7 protein-coding genes, 4 tRNA genes, 4 rRNA genes and 1 pseudogene are annotated in these 23,941 nt (G+C 40.2%); all 16 read left to right on the plus strand.

The features are described 5' to 3' along the window. The first annotated feature begins 238 nt into the window (after positions 1-238). The 16 genes and pseudogenes from H3Z85_10980 (at position 239) to H3Z85_11055 (ending at position 23,935) form a co-directional block, all read left to right on the plus strand. Entirely contained in the window at positions 239-502 is a 264-nt protein-coding gene (locus H3Z85_10980) for a hypothetical protein (GenBank protein ID QPQ53782.1), read from the plus strand. An 85-nt stretch (positions 503-587) separates the two neighbouring features. Continuing rightward, entirely contained in the window at positions 588-1,439 is an 852-nt protein-coding gene (locus H3Z85_10985) for an ATPase (GenBank protein ID QPQ53783.1), read from the plus strand. Positions 1,440-1,455: 16 nt separating this feature from the next. After that, positions 1,456-3,740 (plus strand): annotated as a pseudogene (locus H3Z85_10990) (NADP-dependent malic enzyme). Positions 3,741-4,267: 527 nt separating this feature from the next. Beyond that, complete coding sequence (locus H3Z85_10995) at positions 4,268-5,566, plus strand: carbohydrate porin (GenBank protein QPQ53784.1); 1,299 nt, start codon at positions 4,268-4,270, stop codon at positions 5,564-5,566. Between the two features lie 234 nt (positions 5,567-5,800). Continuing rightward, complete coding sequence (ruvA, locus tag H3Z85_11000; GenBank protein QPQ53785.1) at positions 5,801-6,385, plus strand: Holliday junction branch migration protein RuvA; 585 nt, start codon at positions 5,801-5,803, stop codon at positions 6,383-6,385. 3 nt (positions 6,386-6,388) lie between these two features. After that, positions 6,389-13,492 carry a cell surface protein SprA gene (sprA, locus tag H3Z85_11005; GenBank protein QPQ53786.1) on the plus strand — a complete coding sequence of 2,368 codons (7,104 nt, stop codon included), beginning with the start codon at positions 6,389-6,391 and terminating at the stop codon, positions 13,490-13,492. 223 nt (positions 13,493-13,715) lie between these two features. Next, positions 13,716-14,093: a glycine cleavage system protein GcvH gene (gene gcvH, locus H3Z85_11010; protein ID QPQ53787.1), complete on the plus strand. Its 378-nt coding sequence runs from the start codon at positions 13,716-13,718 to the stop codon at positions 14,091-14,093. Beyond that, positions 13,999-14,445 (plus strand): VanZ family protein, encoded by a 447-nt coding sequence (gene vanZ / locus H3Z85_11015; protein ID QPQ53788.1) that lies wholly within the window; start codon positions 13,999-14,001, stop codon positions 14,443-14,445. Before gcvH ends, vanZ begins: the two co-directional genes overlap by 95 nt. Positions 14,446-15,738: 1,293 nt before the next feature. Next, positions 15,739-17,259: ribosomal RNA gene (locus H3Z85_11020) — 16S ribosomal RNA — on the plus strand. 206 nt (positions 17,260-17,465) lie between these two features. Beyond that, positions 17,466-17,539, plus strand: a tRNA-Ile gene (locus H3Z85_11025). Positions 17,540-17,627: 88 nt separating this feature from the next. After that, positions 17,628-17,701, plus strand: a tRNA-Ala gene (locus H3Z85_11030). Between the two features lie 203 nt (positions 17,702-17,904). Beyond that, positions 17,905-20,659: ribosomal RNA gene (locus H3Z85_11035) — 23S ribosomal RNA — on the plus strand. 144 nt (positions 20,660-20,803) lie between these two features. Further along, positions 20,804-20,911 (plus strand): 5S ribosomal RNA (gene rrf, locus H3Z85_11040). 1,062 nt (positions 20,912-21,973) lie between these two features. Continuing rightward, positions 21,974-23,494 (plus strand): 16S ribosomal RNA (locus H3Z85_11045). Together the 16S, 23S and 5S rRNA genes with 4 tRNA genes alongside form the textbook arrangement of a ribosomal RNA operon. Positions 23,495-23,700: 206 nt before the next feature. Beyond that, positions 23,701-23,774, plus strand: a tRNA-Ile gene (locus tag H3Z85_11050). Between the two features lie 87 nt (positions 23,775-23,861). Further along, a tRNA-Ala gene (locus H3Z85_11055) sits at positions 23,862-23,935 on the plus strand. Positions 23,936-23,941: the final 6 nt, after the last annotated feature.

The following is a 23,941-nucleotide window of genomic DNA, read 5'->3' on the forward strand; positions in this document are numbered from 1 at the left end:
AGATGCTTCATCATATGAATATGCAAATTTATAACTATATGTTAAACACTGAAAAAAGTTGTTAAAATATTTTTTTTAATAAAAATAATTTCTAATTTTAATACACAGAATGATGTAACAACACCTGATAATAAATTCATTTTCAAACCCTTGTGTTAATGGTTTTTTCTATCTTGTAATGCACGGTTGAAGGCATACTACTCCAACATTTTATGATCCAATTGATAATAATATTTGTATGAAACGTCAAAACAAATACAGAAAATTCCAGCTTCAACAGAAAAATATTGAAGCTCTTGAAAAAGAAAACTCTCGCTTCAAACGAGTGTATTCTGAGTACGAAAATATGTCTGATGAACTTTGGAATCTTGAAAACTCCAAAGGAGAACCTGTTCCTGATGATTTTATTAATGCAATGGTTTTACAGACTTCTTATCTTGAAGATGAAATAGAAGACTGGCTTCTGCAATTCAATCAAAAAAAGACTGATATAAAACAGTAGTGATTTTAGACAGCTTCAGGGTTGTTTATAAATGCTAATTGAAGATAAATTCATAATTTAGCATCCTTAAATTAAAATCAAAAATATGGTTGCTATTGTAGATAGTGGTTCTACTAAAACGGATTGGGTAATATTGGACGACTTCAAAAAAGTCTTTCTGAAAACAGAAACAATTGGCTTTAATCCCAATTTTATCAATAGAGAACTTATCGCTCCTGAAATTCAGAAGAACAGCAACCTTATGTTGGTGAAAAATTCTATTACCAAAGTCTTTTTTTATGGTTCAGGATGTGGTGTGAAAAAGAACTGCGAAACCATAAAAGAAGAAGTTAAAAAAGTATTTGGTAAAGCTGAAATCATTGTAAAAGAAGATCTGATGGCTGCAGCTTATGCAGCATACAGCGGAAAACCTGCAATCGTGTGCATTCTTGGCACGGGATCAAATTCTTGTTATTTCGACGGTGAAAATCTGAAAATAGAATTGCCGTCCCTTGGATTCCTTATTGGGGACGAGGGAAGCGGAAGTGCCATCGGAAAACAATTGGTACGCAGATATTTTATGAAAAAATTGCCTTCCGATCTTCACGGTGAATTCGAAAAGGAATACAACCTTACTATAGAAGAGGCATTGAAAAACATGTATCATACACCGAGACCCAATGCCTATTTAGCCAATTTTACCAAATTTGTGATCGAAAGAAAGGATCATCCTTATTTTAATGATATGGTTTTTGAAGAAATGAAAAGTTTCTTTGAATACCAGGTACTCCCTTATCATGAAGCAAAAGATGCCGAGATTAATTTCATTGGCTCTATTGCTTATTATTACGAAAATATTCTACGTTCTGTTGCTACAGAACTTCATTTAAATGTGGGACATGTTGTTCAGAAACCAATTGAAAGCTTAGTAGATTACCACATTAAATATATACTCTAACAAAAAACGAAATTTTATGTCAAGTAAAAACCACCGCGACGAAAAGAACTTTAGCCAGGCCGCGTTAGATTATCATAAAGCAGAACCCAAAGGAAAAATAGAAGTTATCCCATCAAAGCCCCACTCTTCTCAGAGAGATTTGTCATTGGCTTATTCCCCGGGGGTAGCCGTTCCTTGTATGGAAATTCACGAGAAACCGGAAACCGTATACGATTATACAGGAAAAGGAAATCTGGTAGCTGTAATTTCTAACGGTACTGCAGTACTTGGATTAGGTGATATTGGTGCGGAAGCTTCCAAACCGGTAATGGAGGGGAAAGGACTTTTGTTTAAAATCTTTGCAGATATCAATGTATTCGATATTGAAATTGATGAGAAAGATCCTGATAAATTTATTGAAATCGTAAAAGGTATTGCTCCAACTTTTGGAGGAATCAACCTTGAAGATATTAAAGCTCCGGAAGCATTTTATATTGAACAAAGACTGAAAGAGGAATTGAATATTCCTTTGATGCATGACGATCAGCACGGAACAGCTATTATCTCCGCAGCTGCATTAATCAACTCTCTGCAGATTGCCAATAAAGATATCGCCCAGGTGAAGATGGTGGTGAATGGTGCGGGAGCGGCAGCTATCGCATGTACGAAGCTTTATATTTCATTAGGACTTAAAAAAGAAAACGTTCTGATGTGTGACAGTAAGGGCGTAATAAATCATAAAAGACAAAACCTTACTCCTGAAAAACTAGACTTCATTGCCAATACAGATATCGAAACGCTGGAAGATGCTGTAAAAGGGTCGGATGTTTTCGTTGGGTTATCTAAAGGAAACGTAATGACGCCGGAGATGTTGTTGAGCATGAATGATAATCCTATCGTATTTGCTTTAGCTAATCCTGACCCGGAAATTGCTTACGACCTTGCCCTTGAAACACGTAAAGACGTAATCATGGCAACAGGAAGAAGTGACTATCCTAACCAGGTTAATAACGTATTAGGATTCCCTTATATTTTCCGTGGTGCATTGGATGTTCAGGCTACGGGTATCAATGAAGAAATGAAGTTGGCAGCGGTACATGCTATTGCTGATTTAGCAAAAGAACCTGTACCTGAAGCGGTAATTTTAGCCTACAACGTTCAGAGCCTGCAATTCGGAAGAGAATACTTTATTCCAAAACCATTTGATAACAGACTGATCACAAAGGTTTCAAGTGCTGTGGCCAAAGCAGCTATTGAAAGCGGTGTAGCAAGAAAGACGATCGCTGATTTTGAAGAATATGAGCATCAGCTTCTTGACAGAATGGGAAGAGATGAAAGGTTGGTAAGAATGATGCAAAGCCGTGCAAAATCCAATCCAAAAAGAATTACCCTTGGAAATGCAGAAGAATACAACGTATTGAAGGCAGCCCAGATTCTTTATGAAGAAGGAATTGCTTACCCAAGCCTTTTAGGAGATAAAAAATATATCAAGGAGCAAATGGAGCGTTACGGGATTAATCTTGATGTTCCTATCATTGATCCAAGTGATGATGATCAGAAGGAAAACAGAAAAAATACAGAGAAACACTTTGGAAACTTCGTCAGAGAAAAGGAATGAACGAGTACAAAGCAAAAAGATATGTTCGTCAGAGAGATTATTTCGGACCTCTGATGCTAAAACACGGGGATACTGATGGTCTTATCGTAGGATTCTCTAAAAACTATACTTCTGTACTGCGTCCTGTTCTTGAAGTGATAGAAAAGGATAAAGGCGTAGATAAAGTAGCGGCAATGATGATGATCCTGTCTGAAAAGAAACCTATTTTCTTTGCAGATACCTCCATCAATCAGAATCCTACATCAGAAGATCTTGTGAATATCGCTAAAATGGCAGAATTTACCGTGAAATCGTTTGCGATCGAACCGAGAATTGCCATGCTTGGTTTTGAAAACTTTGCAGCGATCTCCGAAACTTCCAAGAAAGTAGCAAAAGCGGTAAGTATTCTTCACGAGAAATATCCGAAAATGATCGTGGACGGTGAGATTCAACCTGATTTTGCAATGAATGCTGATCATTTAAGCGATTATCCTTTCTCAAAATTAGGAACAACGCCTGCGAATACTTTTATCTTCCCTAATCTTGAAAGTGCGAACCTGTCATATAAAATTCTGAGAGGAATGAAAGTTGCCCAGGTAATAGGACCAATCCTAATGGGATTAAAGCAGCCTGTTCACGTACTTCAGATGCGTTCAAGCGTAGACGAGATTGTGAATCTTGCTACCATTGCCGTTCTTGACGCTCAAAGGAGAGAAAAGAAATAATACAGAAAATGTATACCGGTAAAGACCGGAACCAACCAGACGAATATCCGTCTGGTTTTTTTTATGACCTTACAATAGAGATAAGTACGCAGGATTTAGGGTTGAGTAAAGACAAACCTGGTTTAAAATTTACTTTAACTGGAAGGTGAAACTTAATTTACATATCACTTTTGACAAGTGATGCTGTAAAAAATATTTTGATATGTTTTTTTTAATGAATACTTGCTGCTTTTTTAAAACATGACTGTATAATTTAATATCTTTGATATCATAAAACACAAACATTCTAAGACCCAAAAGTACAAATGCATGAAAAAGATATCCAGATGTATCATACTATCTCTTTGTAAATGTATTGAATGATTGATATAATCCTATTCCTGATTCAGGAAAGGATTTTTGATATTCAGTATTTTATAAACACTGTGAAATCCTTGTGCTTTTGATGAAGAAACAGATGCTCTTATTCTGTTCAAAATATGTATTGTTTGTAGGTGGTTTTTTAGAAATAAACCTTTAGAAACACTATGAGAAAAAAGAAGTTCGAGAAATCAGTATGCCTGCTATTCCTTGCCGCCGGTACCTTCTGTCTTGCACAAAAAATCAATTTAAAATCCCATGAATTATCACTCAATGGATATATTCGGACAGGCTTCGGATGGTCAGATGGTGGCCCAATGGTAAATTTTACTGCGCCGGATAATGTTCATAAATTCAGAATGGGTAATGAAGCCAATCATTATGGTGAACTTCAGTTTAATTACCGGTACAAAAACAAAGATTCGGTAAATATCTATGAAGTCACGTATATGATGGCAAAGTTTATTCCTTTCGGAGATGACGGATATCAACAATTTCCAGAAACTACCCAGCTTTTCGGTAAAATAAATAAGGTGATAAAAAACGCAAATCTATGGGTCGGAAAGAGATATTATGATCGTAGAAACGTAGAATCTCTGGATTATTTTTGGATTAATTCTGCGCAAAATTCACAGGTTGGTATTGGGTTAGAAAATTTTCAGGTTAAAAAGTCAGGTACTATGAATCTTGCTTTCATGAGATTTAAATACGGAAATAATGATGCTCATTCCTACGTGGCAGATTTCAGGTATCTGGATCTTCCTGTTTCAAAACATTCCAAACTGAATTTTTTAGGTCAATACAGTATAAAAACACAAAATGAAATGACCAATACCCCACAATCTACAGGATATGCACTGGGCGGATGGTGGACGTATTCCCAAAAGAATATCAGCAATACTTCTACAATACTGTTTCGAAAAGGTAGCTCAATAGTAGAAAATCCTTACTCCGGAAAAACAATATCAGAAAATGCAGGCAATAAAGTGCTCTATGATCTCGATAAGGCAAATTCGTTTGATGTCATAAATAATTTTGTCTATGATGATAAAAGAAAACATGCTGTACAGGCATCTCTTAGCTATCAGTACAGAGATTTTGGAATTGGTAATACCGATGAAAAGGGGACGATTCTGGATCATAAAGTGTCAAAAAACTTTGTGAGTATAGGCTTTCGTTACCTGTATTATATCAACAAACATTTCAATCTGGCTTTAGAAGCAGGAAATGATTATATGAAAAATAACAGATCGGGAGTGGAAGGAAGTTTACAGAAAATTACATTTTCACCACAGATCTCCTGGGATTACGGGTATTATTCAAGGCCCGTTTTGCGGCCATTCGTTACTTATGCCCATTGGTCGGATGATTTTATGGGGAGTACTGGTGTTTCGGATTTTAATACCAGGCTTACTGGCAAAAATAATGGGATATCTTTTGGTCTCCAGCTGGAAATATGGTGGTAAGACATAACCCTCGCCGGATAATAAGACTTCTTTTATGTAAAATCTCCAATTGAGATAAATTAAACTTTATCATCGCAGAATTTGAGATCTATGAAATCTTGATTTTGAGATCTTTTATTTTTATAACAGATTGATTGAATATAGCTTCAAAATTTAAGTTAAAAATCATTCGTACATCAAATGAAAATATTAATTAGTTTAAATTGCTATATTTGGGAGTTTTAAAAATTAATAATGATATTTTCTTTACAAGGCAACGTTCAAGAACTTACGCCTACCTATGCTGTCATCAATGTACAAGGAGTTGGTTACTACGTGGGTATCAGTCTAATGACCTCACAGACGCTGGTTTTGAATCAGCCGACCTTTTTATTTATTCAGCAGATCATTCGTGAAGATGCCCATCTTCTCTTTGGATTTAACACTCGTTCAGAAAAAGAAATGTTCAATCTGTTAATAAGCGTTAATGGAGTAGGAGCAGTTTCAGCTCTTATTCTCTTGTCAACTTTGACGCTGGATGAGATTGCTTCGGCAGTACTTTCCAAAAATAGTGCATTGATTCAGAAAGCAAAGGGTATCGGTGCGAAAACAGCAGAAAGAATTATTGTGGATCTTAAAGATAAGGTACAGAAATTCAATGGTACAGCCGAAAACATTTCTGTGCTGGTGGATAATAAAATTAAGGAAGAAGCGTTATCTGCATTAGAAGTTTTGGGCATTCCAAAGCGTATGAGTGAAAAAATTGCAGATAGAATAATAAAGCAAAATCCAGAGATCTCGGTTGAAGAACTGGTAAAACAAATTTTAAAAAACATTTAACATTTGGTGGCTAATAACAAACATTTTAACATCTTCTTGTTCCTGTCGTTCCTGTGTATTTCCGTGGGTGCATTTGCCCAACAAAAGCAAACGGATACACTGATCATAAGAAAACAATATGAAGTGGCTGACCCTACAAGGTATGAAGCCTATTACGACATAAAAACCGGGATGTACTATGTATATCCCAAAGTCGGAAATACAATAACCGGTCCCCCTACAGCAATGTCTCCTGAAGAATATAAGGAATACATGCTTGCAACACAGACCAAAGCCTATTATAAAGAGAAATCTGAAAAATATAATCTCCTTTTCAGAAAAGATAAATCTGATGCAAGAAAAAAAGGTCTTATTCCTTCCTTACTCATCAACAACAAACTGTTTGAAACCATATTCGGAGGCAATAAAATTGAAATTATCCCTTCCGGATATGCTTCCATCGACTTTGCAGGGTTGTATCAGAAGATTGATAATCCGCTGATCCTGCCGCAGAACAGAACCAGTTTCACCTTTGATATCGATCAGAGGATTCAGTTAGGATTATTAGGGAAGGTAGGTGAAAACCTGCAACTGAAAGCCAATTACGATACTCAAAGCGGTTTTGCTTTTGAAAACAGGATGAATCTCGTTTGGCAGTCAAAAGGAAGCTGGAAAGATCTCCAGAAAAAAGGTCTTGGAAATTTAGATAAACCTAGCGAAGGAGGAGAAGATAAAATCATCAAAAGAGTTGAATTTGGTAATGTTAATATGCCTCTTTCCACCAGTTTGATCCGTGGTTCACAATCTTTGTTTGGGGTGAAGACAGAATTCCAGCTGGGAAAAACTTTTGGAACAGTGGTGCTTTCTCAACAACAAGGGGAAGCCAGAAATATTGTAGTGCAGGGAGGCGGTGTGATGAATAACTTTAAGGTCAATGCCATTGATTATGAAGAAAATCAGCATTTCTTTTTAGGACATTATTTTCTTAATACATATGATAATGCTTTACTGAACTATCCTCAGATCAATTCAATCATAAACATTACCAGAATGGAAGTGTGGGTACTGGATCAGGGGAACAGTAATCTGGCCTATCAGAAGAGTATTATCGGGATCAGGGACCTTGGAGAAGGAGCTGGAGGAGGCACAATGCCGGACAACTCTCTGAACGGACTCTATGATGATATTTCAACGGCCGTTGGTACAAGAGAAGCAGGTAAGAACTATGGTACGATTTTACAGGGGAAAACTTTTGCAGGTAGTACGGAACCTTATCAAAATGATGAACATTTTATCTTCAACAGCAAAGCAAGAAAGCTAAACTCCAACGAATTTGTATTCCAACCACAGTTAGGATATATTTCATTGAACCAAAAGCTTAATGATAATCAGCTTTTAGCCGTTTCTTATTCCTATACCGTCAACGGAAGTAATAAGGTATACAAAGTAGGGGAATTTTCTGAAGAAAGCCCTGTGTTAATTACCAAAGTATTAAGGGTAAACAATAAAGTAAACACACAGTCTCCAATGTGGAAGCTGATGATGAAAAACGTATATTCTTTAGATGCAGGCCAGGTTTCACCGGACGGGTTTATTCTGAATGTATTGTACAGAGACCAGAAAACCGGAGGTAAAGTAAATTATCTTCCGGATACTTCTGTAAAGGATCTGAATTTATTGAAATTATTCAATTGGGACCGTTTAAATATGAATGGGGATATTCAGATCAATAAGGACGGTACCAATGGAGACGGGGTCTTCGACTTTGTAAACGGAATAACGATCAGACCGGAAAACGGAAGGGTAATCTTTACCAAAGTACAGCCCTTCGGTGATTATATGCAAAATGTATTGGGAAGTAATGATCCAAAGTATGTTCTTCATGACCTTTATGATAAAATAAAACAAACTCCAAGTCAATCATCAGTACCTCAGTGGTATACCATAGAAGGACGATATAAAGGAGTCCAGGGACAAGGAATATCCCTTGGAGCGGTCAACGTACCACAAGGATCCGTAAAAGTTTCAGCCAATGGAGTACAACTTTCAGAAGGAGTAGACTATACCGTAGATTATATGCTGGGTACAGTGACGATCATTAACGAAAATGTGAAACAATCCGGACAGGCGATCAATATTTCATTAGAAAACCAACTGACCTTTAATACCCAACGAAAAAGATTTTTAGGGCTAAATTTAGAAAGGAGGCTTAATGAACACTTTATTTTAGGCGGTACGGTAATTAACTATTCCGAATCTCCGCTTACCCAGAAAGTGAACTTTGGACAGGAAGCCGTGAATAATACAATGGCAGGGATCAATTTGATGTATAACAATCAGGCACCATTCCTGACAAGATTGACAGATAAACTTCCATTGATCAAAACAGAAGCACCATCCAACATCAACTTTAAAATGGAAGGAGCTTATTTGTTGCCTGGACTCAATAAAGGAACCAATAACCAGTCTTATATCGATGACTTTGAGCAGACGACTTCTAAAATATCTTTAAAAGAACCGGCAGCATGGAGCCTTGCTTCAAAACCTGAAAAGAATACAGAACCACCATTCAATACGCCACCTGCTAATGATGATATTACAAGCGGATACGGAAGAGGATTGCTGTCCTGGTATACGATTGACCCAAGATTCTGGAACATCGGAGGAAAATCACCCGCAGGAATTACACCGCAGTCAGTCTCCAACCATGCTTCAAGAAGAGTTCAGACTTCTGAGATCTTTAATAACAGAGATTTCGTAGCAGGGGAACAAACCTATACAAACACGTTTGATATTTCATATTATCCTAAAGAAAGAGGACCTTACAACGTGAACCCGGGAACAGAACAGGCGCAAAGCAGATGGGCCGGGATCATGAGACCGATCAGTGTTCCTAACTTTGTCAGTTCAAATATTGAATATGTCGAGTTCTGGATGATGGATCCCTATGCAGACGGAAAGCCGCTAGGGGATAATGCAAAACTTTTACTACAGTTAGGAAACGTTTCTGAAGACGTTTTGAAAGATGGAAAAATGTTGTATGAAAATGGACTTCCAACTCCCGCGACTCAATCATCTACGACCACTTCAAACTGGGGGGTACAGCCGAAGCAGCCTCCTATTTTATATGCATTTTCTACGGAAGGGGATGACAGAAAAAAACAGGATGTAGGATATGACGGATTAAGTTCAGATCAGGAATCAATGAGATTTGGAAATACATTTGTAAACCCTGTAACGAATATCGTTGACCCTGCTGTAGATGACTTCGTATTTTATATGTCGGATAAATTTACAGGAAATCAGGCATCTTCACTTATTGAACGTTATAAGTACTTCAGAAATCCGGATGGAAACTCTGAGGCCAACTCTCTGAATGTTTCTTCACAGACTCCGGATGCAGAAGATATCAACAGGGATTATAACCTGGATCAGACAGAAAATTACAATCAATATACAGTAGATCTTAGCCAACAAAAATTAGCATTAGGTCAAAATAATATAGTGGATGTAAAAACAGTAAAAGCAAATTTCCAAAACGGGCAGTCTGCTGATGTAAAATGGTTTTTATTCAGAATACCTGTGTCGGGATACGATCCGGACCAGGGAGCCGCACAACCGTCTGTATTGAACAACGTAAGATTTGCGAGGTTAATGCTGACAGGATTTGAACAAACTTCTACCATAAGGTTTGCAAGCATGGACTTGGTAAGATCAGACTGGAGAAAATATCCTAATAAAATTGCCGGGGTAGCTGATACTGGAACATCAGAAGGAACCGGAGAAGTGTTAAATAAAGACTTTGAAATAGGAAGTGTAAATATTGAAGAAAATGCTTTTAATAAACCTCCATATGTATTGCCTCCTGGAATTGATCGTCAGGTTCTAAGTGGGAATGCCGGGGCACAAAGACAAAATGAAGCTTCTCTATATATGAAGACAAATCAATTGGAAAGTGGAGAGGCTAGAGGTGTATTTAAGAATACTACACTGGATATGAGAAGGTACAAAAAACTTAAAGTCTTTACTCACGCTCACGATCCAGGTAATAGGGATAGAAATATTGGAAGAATAGATCCTAAGACCAAATTTTTTATTCGTTTCGGAAATGATGCCACAGACAATTATTATGAATATGAAGCATCTTTGAAACTAACCAGAACTACGGAAACAACACCAATGGAGATCTGGCCAATGGAGAATGAAGTTGATCTGGAAATTCAAAATTTCGTAGATGCGAAGATCAGAAGAGACAAAAATAATTCTGATAAAATCACACAAAGAATACTTGACAATGTTTTTGGTGGTGGAGATAATGCAAAAAAAATCTATATCAAAGGTCGCCCAAGCTTAGGGAATGTAACAACTATTGTAATTGGGATAAGAAACGGTATTGCAAGAGGAGAGGAATATGCTGAATCCATAAATAGAATCCTTTGGGTTAACGAACTGCGTCTTTCTGAAATTGAAAACGATGGAGGATATGCAGGAAATGCCAGCTTAAACTTCAATATGGGAGACTTTGCAACCGTAAACGCGAATGCTTCTTATACTTCGGTTGGCTTCGGAAATATAGACTCAAAACCAGCTGAAAGAACCCAGTCTACACAATCTGCATTTAGCATCAATACGGCGATCAACGTAGATAAACTCCTTCCTGAAAAAACAGGAATTAAAATTCCTTTAAACTATTCGTACTCACAGACGATTGAAGATCCGAAATACAATCCTTTGGATACGGACGTTGAATTCAGCAAAGCGCCTAACAGAGAACAATTAAAAAAGGTAGCAAGAACGTATACCCAGCAGAGAAGTATTGGTGTCGTGAATATGCGTAAAGAAAGAGTGAATCAGAATAAAAAGCCAAAGTTCTATGATATCGAAAACGTTTCTGTGACTGCGGTGTATAATGATGACTATTTCAGGGATATCTACACCAAGAAAAACTACAGACAGTATCTGAAAGGCTATATTGATTACAACTACACTTTCAAACCATGGGTAGTGAAACCTTTCAATAAAATGATCAGTGATACGGCAAAATCAACCAAGTATCTGAGATGGGTAAAAGAGTTTAACTTTAATCCTGTTCCTACAAGATTATCTTTCAGAACAGAAATTGACAGGAATTATAATGAGCTTGAGTTTAGAAATGTACAGGCCATCTTAAACGGTGATATGATCAGTAATTTTGACGCTATCAGAAACAGAAACTTCTTTTTTGGATGGCAATACGGATTAGGATTTAATTTTACCAAATCATTAAAACTGGAAATCAATTCCGCAACCAGAACATTGAATGACAATATGGATGTCAATTCGATGGACAGCAAATCGATTTTCGGAAATGTATTCAGAGCGGGAAGACCGGTGCTGTATAACCACAGAGTACAGTTAAACTATAAACTGCCGTTCCAGTATCTTCCTTACCTGGACTTTATCGATGCTGAGGTAGGGTATGGATTTACGTATAACTGGAATGCAAGATCTACAGCCTTACTTTCAAGCCCTCAGGGAAGCTTAGGATCAATAGGGCAGAATACCAATGTGATCCAGGCAACGGCTTCAGCAGATCTTCCTAAATTCTTCGGACAGTTTAATTATTTTAAAAATATCAATGCCAAACTTCAGAAGAGAAAACAGGAAATGGATTCTTTGAATAATGTTTATACAAAACAATGGGAAAAGAACAGATACAGATACAAAAAGTACAAGTTTAAAAATAAATTATCCATTCCTGAAAGCGCAGCATTCTTCCTGACTTCTTTCAAACAGTTGAACGTAAGCTATAATGAAACCAATGGAACTGTACTTCCGGGATTACTTTCCGCTCCGAACTGGTATGGCTACGGACAAACTTTAGGTGGCCCAACAATAGGGTTCCTTTTAGGTTCTCAGGCTGATATCAGAAGACTGGTAATGGAAAACGGTTGGGTAAGTGACTCCAAGTTTATGACGGACCCGTATGTCAGGATGTCTACCAAAGAATTAAAGGCAGACTTACAGATGATGCCGATGAATGATCTTAGGGTAGATTTCAATGTGTTGCATACTTATAACAGTAACTTTACACAAAGCGGATTTAACTATAGAGATTCAGACACAAAAATTGTAAATCCTGATTTTACCTTTGCAAATGAGATGGTAACCTATTCCAATTCTACGATGCTGCTGAGCACATCCTTCAAAGATGGACAGGCAGTGTACCAGGCGTTGAGAGATAATGCAAGAACTTTATCACAACAGTTGGGTGGCACTGCTAACATCGATAATAATGGATATGCAAAAGGTTATAGTATTGCTAATGCATATATTTTAATTCCTGCGTTTAGAGCAGCCATGGAAGGGAAATCGGTGGCCCCGATGGGTAATCCTAAAAAATCAGGTTTCCCGTTACCAAACTGGCGGATTACATACTCTGGATTGAAGAATATTCCAATCATCAGCGGTCAATTTAGTAAGTTTGATATTCTCCATGGATATACAGCAACCTATACGGCAACAGGAATCCAGAGAAACATCGACTATTATAATAATCCTAATGGAAATTATCCGGCTGTAGACGCTTCCGGTGTGGTAGTTAAAGATGGTGGAGATAAAATCAATCCTTACACGTTTGCTCAGATAGGATATGTAGAATCCTTTTCACCACTGATCGGAATTGATGTGACCATGAGAAACAATATGCAGTTCGGTATCCAATACAACAGAAACAGAATGATGGTACTCGGATTGGTGAACAGCACCCTTACTGAAGATTCAAATACAGAATACGTAGTGAGATTAGGATATATTGTCCGAAACTTCAGATTAGGAACTGCCAATATCAGAGGAAGAGGAACCAGAGGAAAAGGAAGTGACCTTAACATCAGAGGTGATATTGCGTTAAGAGACAGTAAGACGTCCATTATGAATATCCTGCTGAATGATTCTCAGGTAACAGGAGGACAAAGGCTAATGAATATTAAACTTTCTGCCGACTATAATGTTTCAGAAAATCTTAACCTGAGAGTGTTCTACGAACAAATGACCTCCAAGTATAAAATTTCAACGGCATTCCCGTTATCAACCATTAGAGCCGGTATTTCTGCCACATTTACATTCGGTGATTCCGGAGGCGGATTCTAAGAAAACAAATAAAGACTCACAAATAAGTATCCCTTTCTCTTGAGAAGGGATATTTTTTTGTAATAACTGATGTTTAAATGATATAAACAGCCCATTGTTTATAAATTAAATCGCTGCTCCTGCAGCGATTTTTTATTTTCATTCAAAATTTTATAAAGATGCCCATTAACACTTTGAACCTTTTAGAATTTTGAATACATTTGTACAAAATAAAAATTAAAAAATGAACACACCATCAGAATTAAAGTACACCAAAGATCACGAATGGATCAAGATTGAAGGTAATGTAGCTACAATTGGTATTACAGACTTCGCACAGGGAGAACTTGGAGATATCGTATACGTGGATATAGATACTGTAGATGATGATCTTAATGGAGGAGATGTTTTCGGAAGTGTAGAGGCAGTAAAAACTGTTTCAGACTTATTCTTACCGATTGCAGGAAAAGTGACTCAATTCAACTCAGATTTAGAAGATCAGCCGGAACTATTGAATACTGATCCTTATGGAGACGGATGGATTATTAAATTGGAAGTTGCTGACGGTGCAGATTTATCTGAATTGCTTTCTGCTGAAGAATACCAGGCTATCATTGGATAAAATTTCAAAAATATTTAGTAAGATCTTGCCCATTTATTGGGCATTTCTTACTTATATGCTTCTCAGGCCCGGACAAGAAAATCATGAATATTGGTTTATGTTCAGCGGGATCGATAAAGTTCTGCATTTCTGCATTTTTGCATTTCTGGGATTTTCGTTCATCGCTACATTTCCCAAAATAAAATTCTCCTACTTTTTTCAGATCATTCTTATATATGCATTCCTTACCGAAATCCTACAGGAAGAAATGGGACTCGGAAGATCTATGGAAACATTGGATATTGTAGCAGACGCTATAGGATGCCTCGTTGGATACTATACGTATAAAATATTCATAAAACATTTTTTCTGATCACACATTTTGTGACTCATTTCAGGTTTCGTCACGCTCCAACCCTCCAATTCATTCATTCTCCGGCTTTCAAACATATTCAGGAGCTGTTTCCCGCTATCCGCTCATACTCCTCGCGCCCTTGCGCTCCACGTCTAACCCTTATATTCTCCAGCGCCTGCTGTGGGGTAACCGCTTCTATCGGGGCTAGGAAATGGTAAAAAGTTGAAAATGGAAAATGGAAAATTGAAAATGGAAGCCTAATCAACATGCTTATTTACTCATCTGTGCAATCTGCGTGATCTGTGGTAATCTTTATTCATTAGGAGCGGGCTTTAGTCCGCTTAATTAAATACCTCTTTCCTTGGGCTTTAGCCAAAACCTAATAACTTCCCAGCCATCTCCATGCAGTTTGTCATCCCGTAGGAATCAGAACATAGTCATTCTCACATACTCTTATAATATATATGTATTATCCATTATCCTCTGTGTAGATCCGTGTAATCTGTGGTAAAATCAAGTTCACTAGGAGAGTGCTATAGCTGATCAATACATTATTTATCACCATTAATCTGATATTCTACTCACTTGTCCTCCCGCAGGAATCACAACATCACCATTTTCATATCCTTTTATAATATATAGTATATAGATTATCCATGATCCTCTGTGTAGATTCGTGCAATCTGTAGGAAAGGTTCTCATCCCTCTCAAAAATCCCCCTTCCGACCTCTGATTTCCCTCCACACTCTAACCCTCCCACGCTCCAACTCCCTCCCTTCGAACATTTGTTTAAAATTTTTCTCCCTGCCTTCCAGTCGTTTACCCTCCAATATTACAATAAAGTAAAATTTATGTTAAATAAACTTGTGGGGTATTGAGGAAGTCTCTATCTTTGCCCCACTGAAAAACGAAAGATATTCAGTAAGCGCAGAAGGGCTTTTAGATAAGCAAAAACAAAATACTCTTAAAAGAAACAGACGAAAAAAAACTTCAAAACTTTTTACAAAAAAAAAGTTGCCGGTTAAAAAAGAGTTTGTATCTTTGCAGTCCCAATTAGAGGGAGCGCAGGAGTAGAGGGATTAAGGTTTCGAGAAGGGTTTAGGGTTACACAATAAACTTTAAATTTTCTTCAAAAAACATTTGGTCAATTCAAAATAAAGTTTTACTTTTGCACTCGCAAATACGGAGCAACACTGACAGAAAGATTGCTTCGTTATAAAGCGGAAGATATAAAGATCATTGACATACAATATAACAACCAAGTAAGGAAAAACTAAAGCGTTAAAAACTTTGAGTGAGTCAGACAAACATACAATGGAGAGTTTGATCCTGGCTCAGGATGAACGCTAGCGGGAGGCCTAACACATGCAAGCCGAGCGGTAGAGATCTTTCGGGATCTTGAGAGCGGCGTACGGGTGCGGAACACGTGTGCAACCTGCCTTTATCTGGGGGATAGCCTTTCGAAAGGAAGATTAATACCCCATAATATGTTGGATGGCATCATTCGACATTGAAAACTCCGGTGGATAGAGATGGGCACGCGCAAGATTAGATAGTTGGTGAGGTAACGGCTCACCAAGTCTGCGATCTTTAGGGGGCCTGAGAGGGTGATCCCCCACACTGGTACTGAGACACGGACCAGACTCCTACGGGAGGCAGCAGTGAGGAATATTGGACAATGGGTGAGAGCCTGATCCAGCCATCCCGCGTGAAGGACGACGGCCCTATGGGTTGTAAACTTCTTTTGTATAGGGATAAACCTACTCTCGTGAGAGTAGCTGAAGGTACTATACGAATAAGCACCGGCTAACTCCGTGCCAGCAGCCGCGGTAATACGGAGGGTGCAAGCGTTATCCGGATTTATTGGGTTTAAAGGGTCCGTAGGCGGATCTGTAAGTCAGTGGTGAAATCTCACAGCTTAACTGTGAAACTGCCATTGATACTGCAGGTCTTGAGTGTTGTTGAAGTAGCTGGAATAAGTAGTGTAGCGGTGAAATGCATAGATATTACTTAGAACACCAATTGCGAAGGCAGGTTACTAAGCAACAACTGACGCTGATGGACGAAAGCGTGGGGAGCGAACAGGATTAGATACCCTGGTAGTCCACGCCGTAAACGATGCTAACTCGTTTTTGGGCTTTCGGGTTCAGAGACTAAGCGAAAGTGATAAGTTAGCCACCTGGGGAGTACGAACGCAAGTTTGAAACTCAAAGGAATTGACGGGGGCCCGCACAAGCGGTGGATTATGTGGTTTAATTCGATGATACGCGAGGAACCTTACCAAGGCTTAAATGGGAAATGACAGGTTTAGAAATAGACTTTTCTTCGGACATTTTTCAAGGTGCTGCATGGTTGTCGTCAGCTCGTGCCGTGAGGTGTTAGGTTAAGTCCTGCAACGAGCGCAACCCCTGTCACTAGTTGCCATCATTAAGTTGGGGACTCTAGTGAGACTGCCTACGCAAGTAGAGAGGAAGGTGGGGATGACGTCAAATCATCACGGCCCTTACGCCTTGGGCCACACACGTAATACAATGGCCGGTACAGAGGGCAGCTACACAGCGATGTGATGCAAATCTCGAAAGCCGGTCTCAGTTCGGATTGGAGTCTGCAACTCGACTCTATGAAGCTGGAATCGCTAGTAATCGCGCATCAGCCATGGCGCGGTGAATACGTTCCCGGGCCTTGTACACACCGCCCGTCAAGCCATGGAAGTCTGGGGTACCTGAAGTCGGTGACCGTAACAGGAGCTGCCTAGGGTAAAACAGGTAACTAGGGCTAAGTCGTAACAAGGTAGCCGTACCGGAAGGTGCGGCTGGAACATCTCATTTTAGAGCGTCTTAAAGACGATAAAAAAATTAGTATCGCAAGATACAGCACTTACTTAAAGTTCAGGCTTTAGTTTTTATTTGGTTGATATATAACAATACAAAACCCACTAGAAATTAGTAAAGGGATTGAGATACAAGAGCCCAGAGCGAAGAACCAAGACGAATGAAAGTCTTGTATCTAGCATCTAGGATCTGTAAGTCTAAAAAGACAGTCTCGTAGCTCAGCTGGTTAGAGCGCTACACTGATAATGTAGAGGTCGGCAGTTCGAGCCTGCCCGAGACTACTAATTTAAAAAGACGGGAAGACATCAGATATGAGACATCAGACATTTAAGTCTGAGATCTGGGATCTGATATCTGAAGTCTACTAGCGGGGAATTAGCTCAGCTGGCTAGAGCGCCTGCCTTGCACGCAGGAGGTCAAGGGTTCGACTCCCTTATTCTCCACAGTTTTGTGAGTTTGATTTAAAAGTTACGGATGGAGCCAAAAACAACATCTGTTTATCAGACGAGCAAGAAGCAATTAAGATCATTGACATTAACGGTAAAGACATCACAAAGAGATAACCGAGCACTTTCGAGTGCGAAGTTTAAAAATATTAATTAGCATTGAATGCTAATGACAAAACTAAACTAATATAATTATTAGGAAAGAAATCGTTAAGGGCGTATGGCGGATGCCTAGGCTTTCAGAGGCGAAGAAGGACGTGGTAAGCTGCGAAAAGCTGCGGGGATTGGCACACACGAATTGATCCGCAGATGTCCGAATGGGGCAACCCGGCATGTTGAAGACATGTCATCCCTTAGGGGAAGCAAACCCGGAGAACTGAAACATCTAAGTACCCGGAGGAAAAGAAATCGAAGAGATTCCGTAAGTAGTGGCGAGCGAAAGCGGATTAGCCCAAAAGTCTTTTATATTTAGAAGAATGTTCTGGAAAGAACAGCCATAGACGGTGATAGCCCGGTATTCGAAAGGTATATTAAGATGATAAATGAGTAGGGCGGGACACGTGAAATCCTGTCTGAATATGGGGGGACCATCCTCCAAGGCTAAATACTCCTGAAAGACCGATAGTGAACAAGTACTGTGAAGGAAAGGTGAAAAGCACTTCGAATAGAAGGGTGAAATAGAACCTGAAACCGTACGCCTACAAGCGGTCGGAGCAGCGTAATGCTGTGACGGCGTGCCTTTTGCATAATGAGCCTACGAGTTAATTTTACTAGCGAGGTTAAGGTATTAAGTACCGGAGCCGGAGCGAAAGCGAGTCTGAATAGGGCGCATAGTTAGTAGGATTAGACGCGAAACCTTGTGATCTACCCATGGGCAGGTTGAAGCTCTGGTAACACAGAGTGGAGGACCGAACCGGTTGACGTTGAAAAGTCTTCGGATGACCTGTGGGTAGGGGTGAAAGGCCAATCAAACTGGGAGATAGCTCGTACTCTCCGAAATGCATTTAGGTGCAGCGTCGTATATAAGTTTATTAGAGGTAGAGCTACTGATTGGATGCGGGGGTTTCACCGCCTACCAATTCCTGACAAACTCCGAATGCTAATAAATGTTCTACGGCAGTGAGGGCATGGGTGCTAAGGTCCATGTCCGAGAGGGAAAGAACCCAGACCAACAGCTAAGGTCCCCAAATATATGTTAAGTTGAAGCAACGCGGTTGGACTGCATTGACAGCTAGGATGTTGGCTTGGAAGCAGCCATTCATTTAAAGAGTGCGTAACAGCTCACTAGTCGAGCGGTCCGGCATGGATAATAATCGGGCATAAACATATTACCGAAGCTATGGATTTGTATTTAAGATACATCTGGTAGGAGAGCATTCTATTTGCGCCGAAGCAGTACTGTGAGGTATTGTGGAGCGGATAGAAAAGAAAATGTAGGCATAAGTAACGATAAAGCAGGCGAGAAACCTGCTCACCGAAAGACTAAGGTTTCCTCAGCCATGCTAATCAGCTGAGGGTTAGTCGGGACCTAACGCGAACCCGAAAGGGGTAGTGGATGGACAATGGGTTAATATTCCCATACTTGCTCACACTAAAAGGGGACGGAGTGCCGTACTTACTGGAGACTGACGGAATAGTCAAGGCCTAGCCTTCGGGCGAAGCTGCTGTAGGGAAAGTGCTTCCAAGAAAAGCCGAAGTGAAGCAACCCGTACCAAAACCGACACAGGTAGTCGAGGAGAGAATCCTAAGGTGCTAGAGTGAATCATGGTTAAGGAACTAGGCAAAATAGTCTCGTAACTTCGGGAGAAGAGACGCCATCAGCAATGGTGGCCGCAGTAAAGAGGCCCAGGCGACTGTTTATCAAAAACACAGGACTCTGCAAAATCGAAAGATGCAGTATAGGGTCTGACACCTGCCCGGTGCTGGAAGGTTAAGGAAGGTGCTTAGCGTAAGCGAAGGCATTGACTGAAGCCCCAGTAAACGGCGGCCGTAACTATAACGGTCCTAAGGTAGCGAAATTCCTTGTCGGGTAAGTTCCGACCTGCACGAATGGTGTAACGATCTGGGCACTGTCTCAACCATGAGCTCTGTGAAATTGTAGTATCGGTGAAGATGCCGATTACCCGCAATGGGACGAAAAGACCCTGTGAACCTTTACTATAACTTCGTATTGACTTTGAGTAAGTAATGTGTAGGATAGGTGGGAGGCTTTGAAGCTGGCACGCTAGTGTTGGTGGAGCCGACGTTGAAATACCACCCTTTACTTACTTGGAGCCTAACTTCTTTCAGAAGGACATTGCGTGGTGGGTAGTTTGACTGGGGTGGTCGCCTCCAAAAGAGTAACGGAGGCTTTCAAAGGTACCCTCAGCACGCTTGGTAACCGTGCGTAGAGTGTAATGGCATAAGGGTGCTTGACTGTGAGACCAACAAGTCGATCAGGTGCGAAAGCAGGACATAGTGATCCGGTGGTTCCGTATGGAAGGGCCATCGCTCATAGGATAAAAGGTACTCCGGGGATAACAGGCTAGTCTCCCCCAAGAGCTCACATCGACGGGGAGGTTCGGCACCTCGATGTCGGCTCGTCACATCCTGGGGCTGGAGAAGGTCCCAAGGGTTGGGCTGTTCGCCCATTAAAGTGGCACGCGAGCTGGGTTCAGAACGTCGTGAGACAGTTCGGTCTCTATCTATTGCGGGCGTTAGATGTTTGAGAGGGCTTGATTCTAGTACGAGAGGACCGAATTGAACAAACCTCTGGTGTATCAGTTGTACCGCCAGGTGCACTGCTGAGTAGCTACGTTTGGAAGAGATAAGCACTGAAGGCATATAAGTGCGAAACTCGCCTCAAGATGAGACATCTTTTAAGGGTCGTTGGAGATGACGACGTTGATAGGCTACAGGTGTAAAGGCAGTAATGTCATAGCCGAGTAGTACTAATTACCCGTAGATTTATAGCCTGATAAGGCGCACAAGAAAGTGCAGCAAGGTTAGCTCTTTGTGAAAGTTTTTATCGCTTAAAACAGATATCAGAGATGATCTCTCAGATCTCAGGCATTGGTCTGACATCTGAAGTCTTACCACTGACATCTTATATACAACCTTTAGGGTGGTTTTAGCGGTGGGGCTCACCTGTTCCCATTCCGAACACAGAAGTTAAGCCCACCAGCGCCGATGGTACTGCTAACGCGGGAGAGTAGGCCGCCGCCAGTTTTTATTTTATTTTTAAAAAGTCTCATACAGCAATGTATGAGACTTTTTTTTGCTTTATACCTAAGCAGGTTACAGGCAATAGGCAGTAAGCCTTAAGCTAATAGGCAGTAAACAAGAAGTATCAGGTAACAGATACTGTCTAAAATATCTTATATCACGCTCTTTGGTATTGTATGTCGAAGAATCTATCTTATCATTCCTGATTGATCATTTTCAACTCTCAATTCTCAATTTTCAACTGTTCTGAAGTTTGACTAAACCCAATGGAAATGCTTTTATTCAAACGGTCTAACGTCTGTACTATTGAATACTATTCTCCAACGGATCCCATGTATTTCGCGAAATGTAATTTCTAAATCTCAGTTATTATCTACAAAAAGATTTGTTTTAAAGATTTAGGACTTTCTGATTCTAAATGTTTATACATTGAAATTCTGTATCTCAATTCTAAAACAACAATAAATTCTTATCATATATTCAGCTATGCTTTTGTATTTCAATTACTTATGCTCATTGTGGATAAGTATAAATTGAGATATAAATATAAATAAATCAATAAGTTAAAAGTATAACTTATCCACAATAGATGTGTGTGGCTCAAATTTATGTTAAATAAACTTGCGGGGTATTGAGGAAGTCTCTATCTTTGCCCCACTGAAAAACGAAAGACATTCAGTAAGCGCAGAAGGGCTTTAGATAAGCAAAAACAAAATACTCTTAAAAGAAGCAGACGAAAAAAACTTCAAAACTTTTTACAAAAAAAAGTTGCCGGTTAAAAAAGAGTTTGTATCTTTGCAGTCCCAATTAGAGGGAGCGCAGGAGTAGAGTGATTAAGGTTTCGAGAAGGGTTTAGGGTTACACAATAAACTTTAAATTTTCTTCAAAAAACATTTGGTCAATTCAAAATAAAGTTTTACTTTTGCACTCGCAAATACGGAGCAACACTGACAGAAAGATTGCATCGTTATAAAGCGGAAGATATAAAGATCATTGACATACAATATAACAACCAAGTAAGGAAAAACTAAAGCGTTAAAAACTTTGAGTGAGTCAGACAAACATACAATGGAGAGTTTGATCCTGGCTCAGGATGAACGCTAGCGGGAGGCCTAACACATGCAAGCCGAGCGGTAGAGATCTTTCGGGATCTTGAGAGCGGCGTACGGGTGCGGAACACGTGTGCAACCTGCCTTTATCTGGGGGATAGCCTTTCGAAAGGAAGATTAATACCCCATAATATGTTGGATGGCATCATTCGACATTGAAAACTCCGGTGGATAGAGATGGGCACGCGCAAGATTAGATAGTTGGTGAGGTAACGGCTCACCAAGTCTGCGATCTTTAGGGGGCCTGAGAGGGTGATCCCCCACACTGGTACTGAGACACGGACCAGACTCCTACGGGAGGCAGCAGTGAGGAATATTGGACAATGGGTGAGAGCCTGATCCAGCCATCCCGCGTGAAGGACGACGGCCCTATGGGTTGTAAACTTCTTTTGTATAGGGATAAACCTACTCTCGTGAGAGTAGCTGAAGGTACTATACGAATAAGCACCGGCTAACTCCGTGCCAGCAGCCGCGGTAATACGGAGGGTGCAAGCGTTATCCGGATTTATTGGGTTTAAAGGGTCCGTAGGCGGATCTGTAAGTCAGTGGTGAAATCTCACAGCTTAACTGTGAAACTGCCATTGATACTGCAGGTCTTGAGTGTTGTTGAAGTAGCTGGAATAAGTAGTGTAGCGGTGAAATGCATAGATATTACTTAGAACACCAATTGCGAAGGCAGGTTACTAAGCAACAACTGACGCTGATGGACGAAAGCGTGGGGAGCGAACAGGATTAGATACCCTGGTAGTCCACGCCGTAAACGATGCTAACTCGTTTTTGGGCTTTCGGGTTCAGAGACTAAGCGAAAGTGATAAGTTAGCCACCTGGGGAGTACGAACGCAAGTTTGAAACTCAAAGGAATTGACGGGGGCCCGCACAAGCGGTGGATTATGTGGTTTAATTCGATGATACGCGAGGAACCTTACCAAGGCTTAAATGGGAAATGACAGGTTTAGAAATAGACTTTTCTTCGGACATTTTTCAAGGTGCTGCATGGTTGTCGTCAGCTCGTGCCGTGAGGTGTTAGGTTAAGTCCTGCAACGAGCGCAACCCCTGTCACTAGTTGCCATCATTAAGTTGGGGACTCTAGTGAGACTGCCTACGCAAGTAGAGAGGAAGGTGGGGATGACGTCAAATCATCACGGCCCTTACGCCTTGGGCCACACACGTAATACAATGGCCGGTACAGAGGGCAGCTACACAGCGATGTGATGCAAATCTCGAAAGCCGGTCTCAGTTCGGATTGGAGTCTGCAACTCGACTCTATGAAGCTGGAATCGCTAGTAATCGCGCATCAGCCATGGCGCGGTGAATACGTTCCCGGGCCTTGTACACACCGCCCGTCAAGCCATGGAAGTCTGGGGTACCTGAAGTCGGTGACCGTAACAGGAGCTGCCTAGGGTAAAACAGGTAACTAGGGCTAAGTCGTAACAAGGTAGCCGTACCGGAAGGTGCGGCTGGAACATCTCATTTTAGAGCGTCTTAAAGACGATAAAAAAATTAGTATCGCAAGATACAGCACTTACTTAAAGTTCAGGCTTTAGTTTTTATTTGGTTGATATATAACAATACAAAACCCACTAGAAATTAGTAAAGGGATTGAGATACAAGAGCCCAGAGCGAAGAACCAAGACGAATGAAAGTCTTGTATCTAGCATCTAGGATCTGTAAGTCTAAAAAGACAGTCTCGTAGCTCAGCTGGTTAGAGCGCTACACTGATAATGTAGAGGTCGGCAGTTCGAGCCTGCCCGAGACTACTAATTAAAAAGACGGGAAGACATCAGATATGAGACATCAGACATTTAAGTCTGAGATCTGGGATCTGATATCTGAAGTCTACTAGCGGGGAATTAGCTCAGCTGGCTAGAGCGCCTGCCTTGCACGCAGGAGGTCAAGGGTTCGACTCCCTTATTCTCCACAGTTT

Origin of the sequence: Chryseobacterium indologenes, assembly GCA_016025055.1 — a bacterium.
GTDB lineage: Bacteria > Bacteroidota > Bacteroidia > Flavobacteriales > Weeksellaceae > Chryseobacterium > Chryseobacterium indologenes.

Excerpts from the sequence above, each read along its gene's own strand:
- H3Z85_10980 (QPQ53782.1), top strand. The coding sequence starts at position 239 with ATGAAACGTCAAAACAAATACAGAAAATTCCAGCTTCAACAGAAAAAT.
- H3Z85_10985 (QPQ53783.1), top strand. The coding sequence starts at position 588 with ATGGTTGCTATTGTAGATAGTGGTTCTACTAAAACGGATTGGGTAATA.
- H3Z85_10995 (QPQ53784.1), top strand. The coding sequence starts at position 4,268 with ATGAGAAAAAAGAAGTTCGAGAAATCAGTATGCCTGCTATTCCTTGCC.
- ruvA (QPQ53785.1), top strand. The coding sequence starts at position 5,801 with ATGATATTTTCTTTACAAGGCAACGTTCAAGAACTTACGCCTACCTAT.
- gcvH (QPQ53787.1), top strand. The coding sequence starts at position 13,716 with ATGAACACACCATCAGAATTAAAGTACACCAAAGATCACGAATGGATC.
- vanZ (QPQ53788.1), top strand. The coding sequence starts at position 13,999 with ATGGAGACGGATGGATTATTAAATTGGAAGTTGCTGACGGTGCAGATT.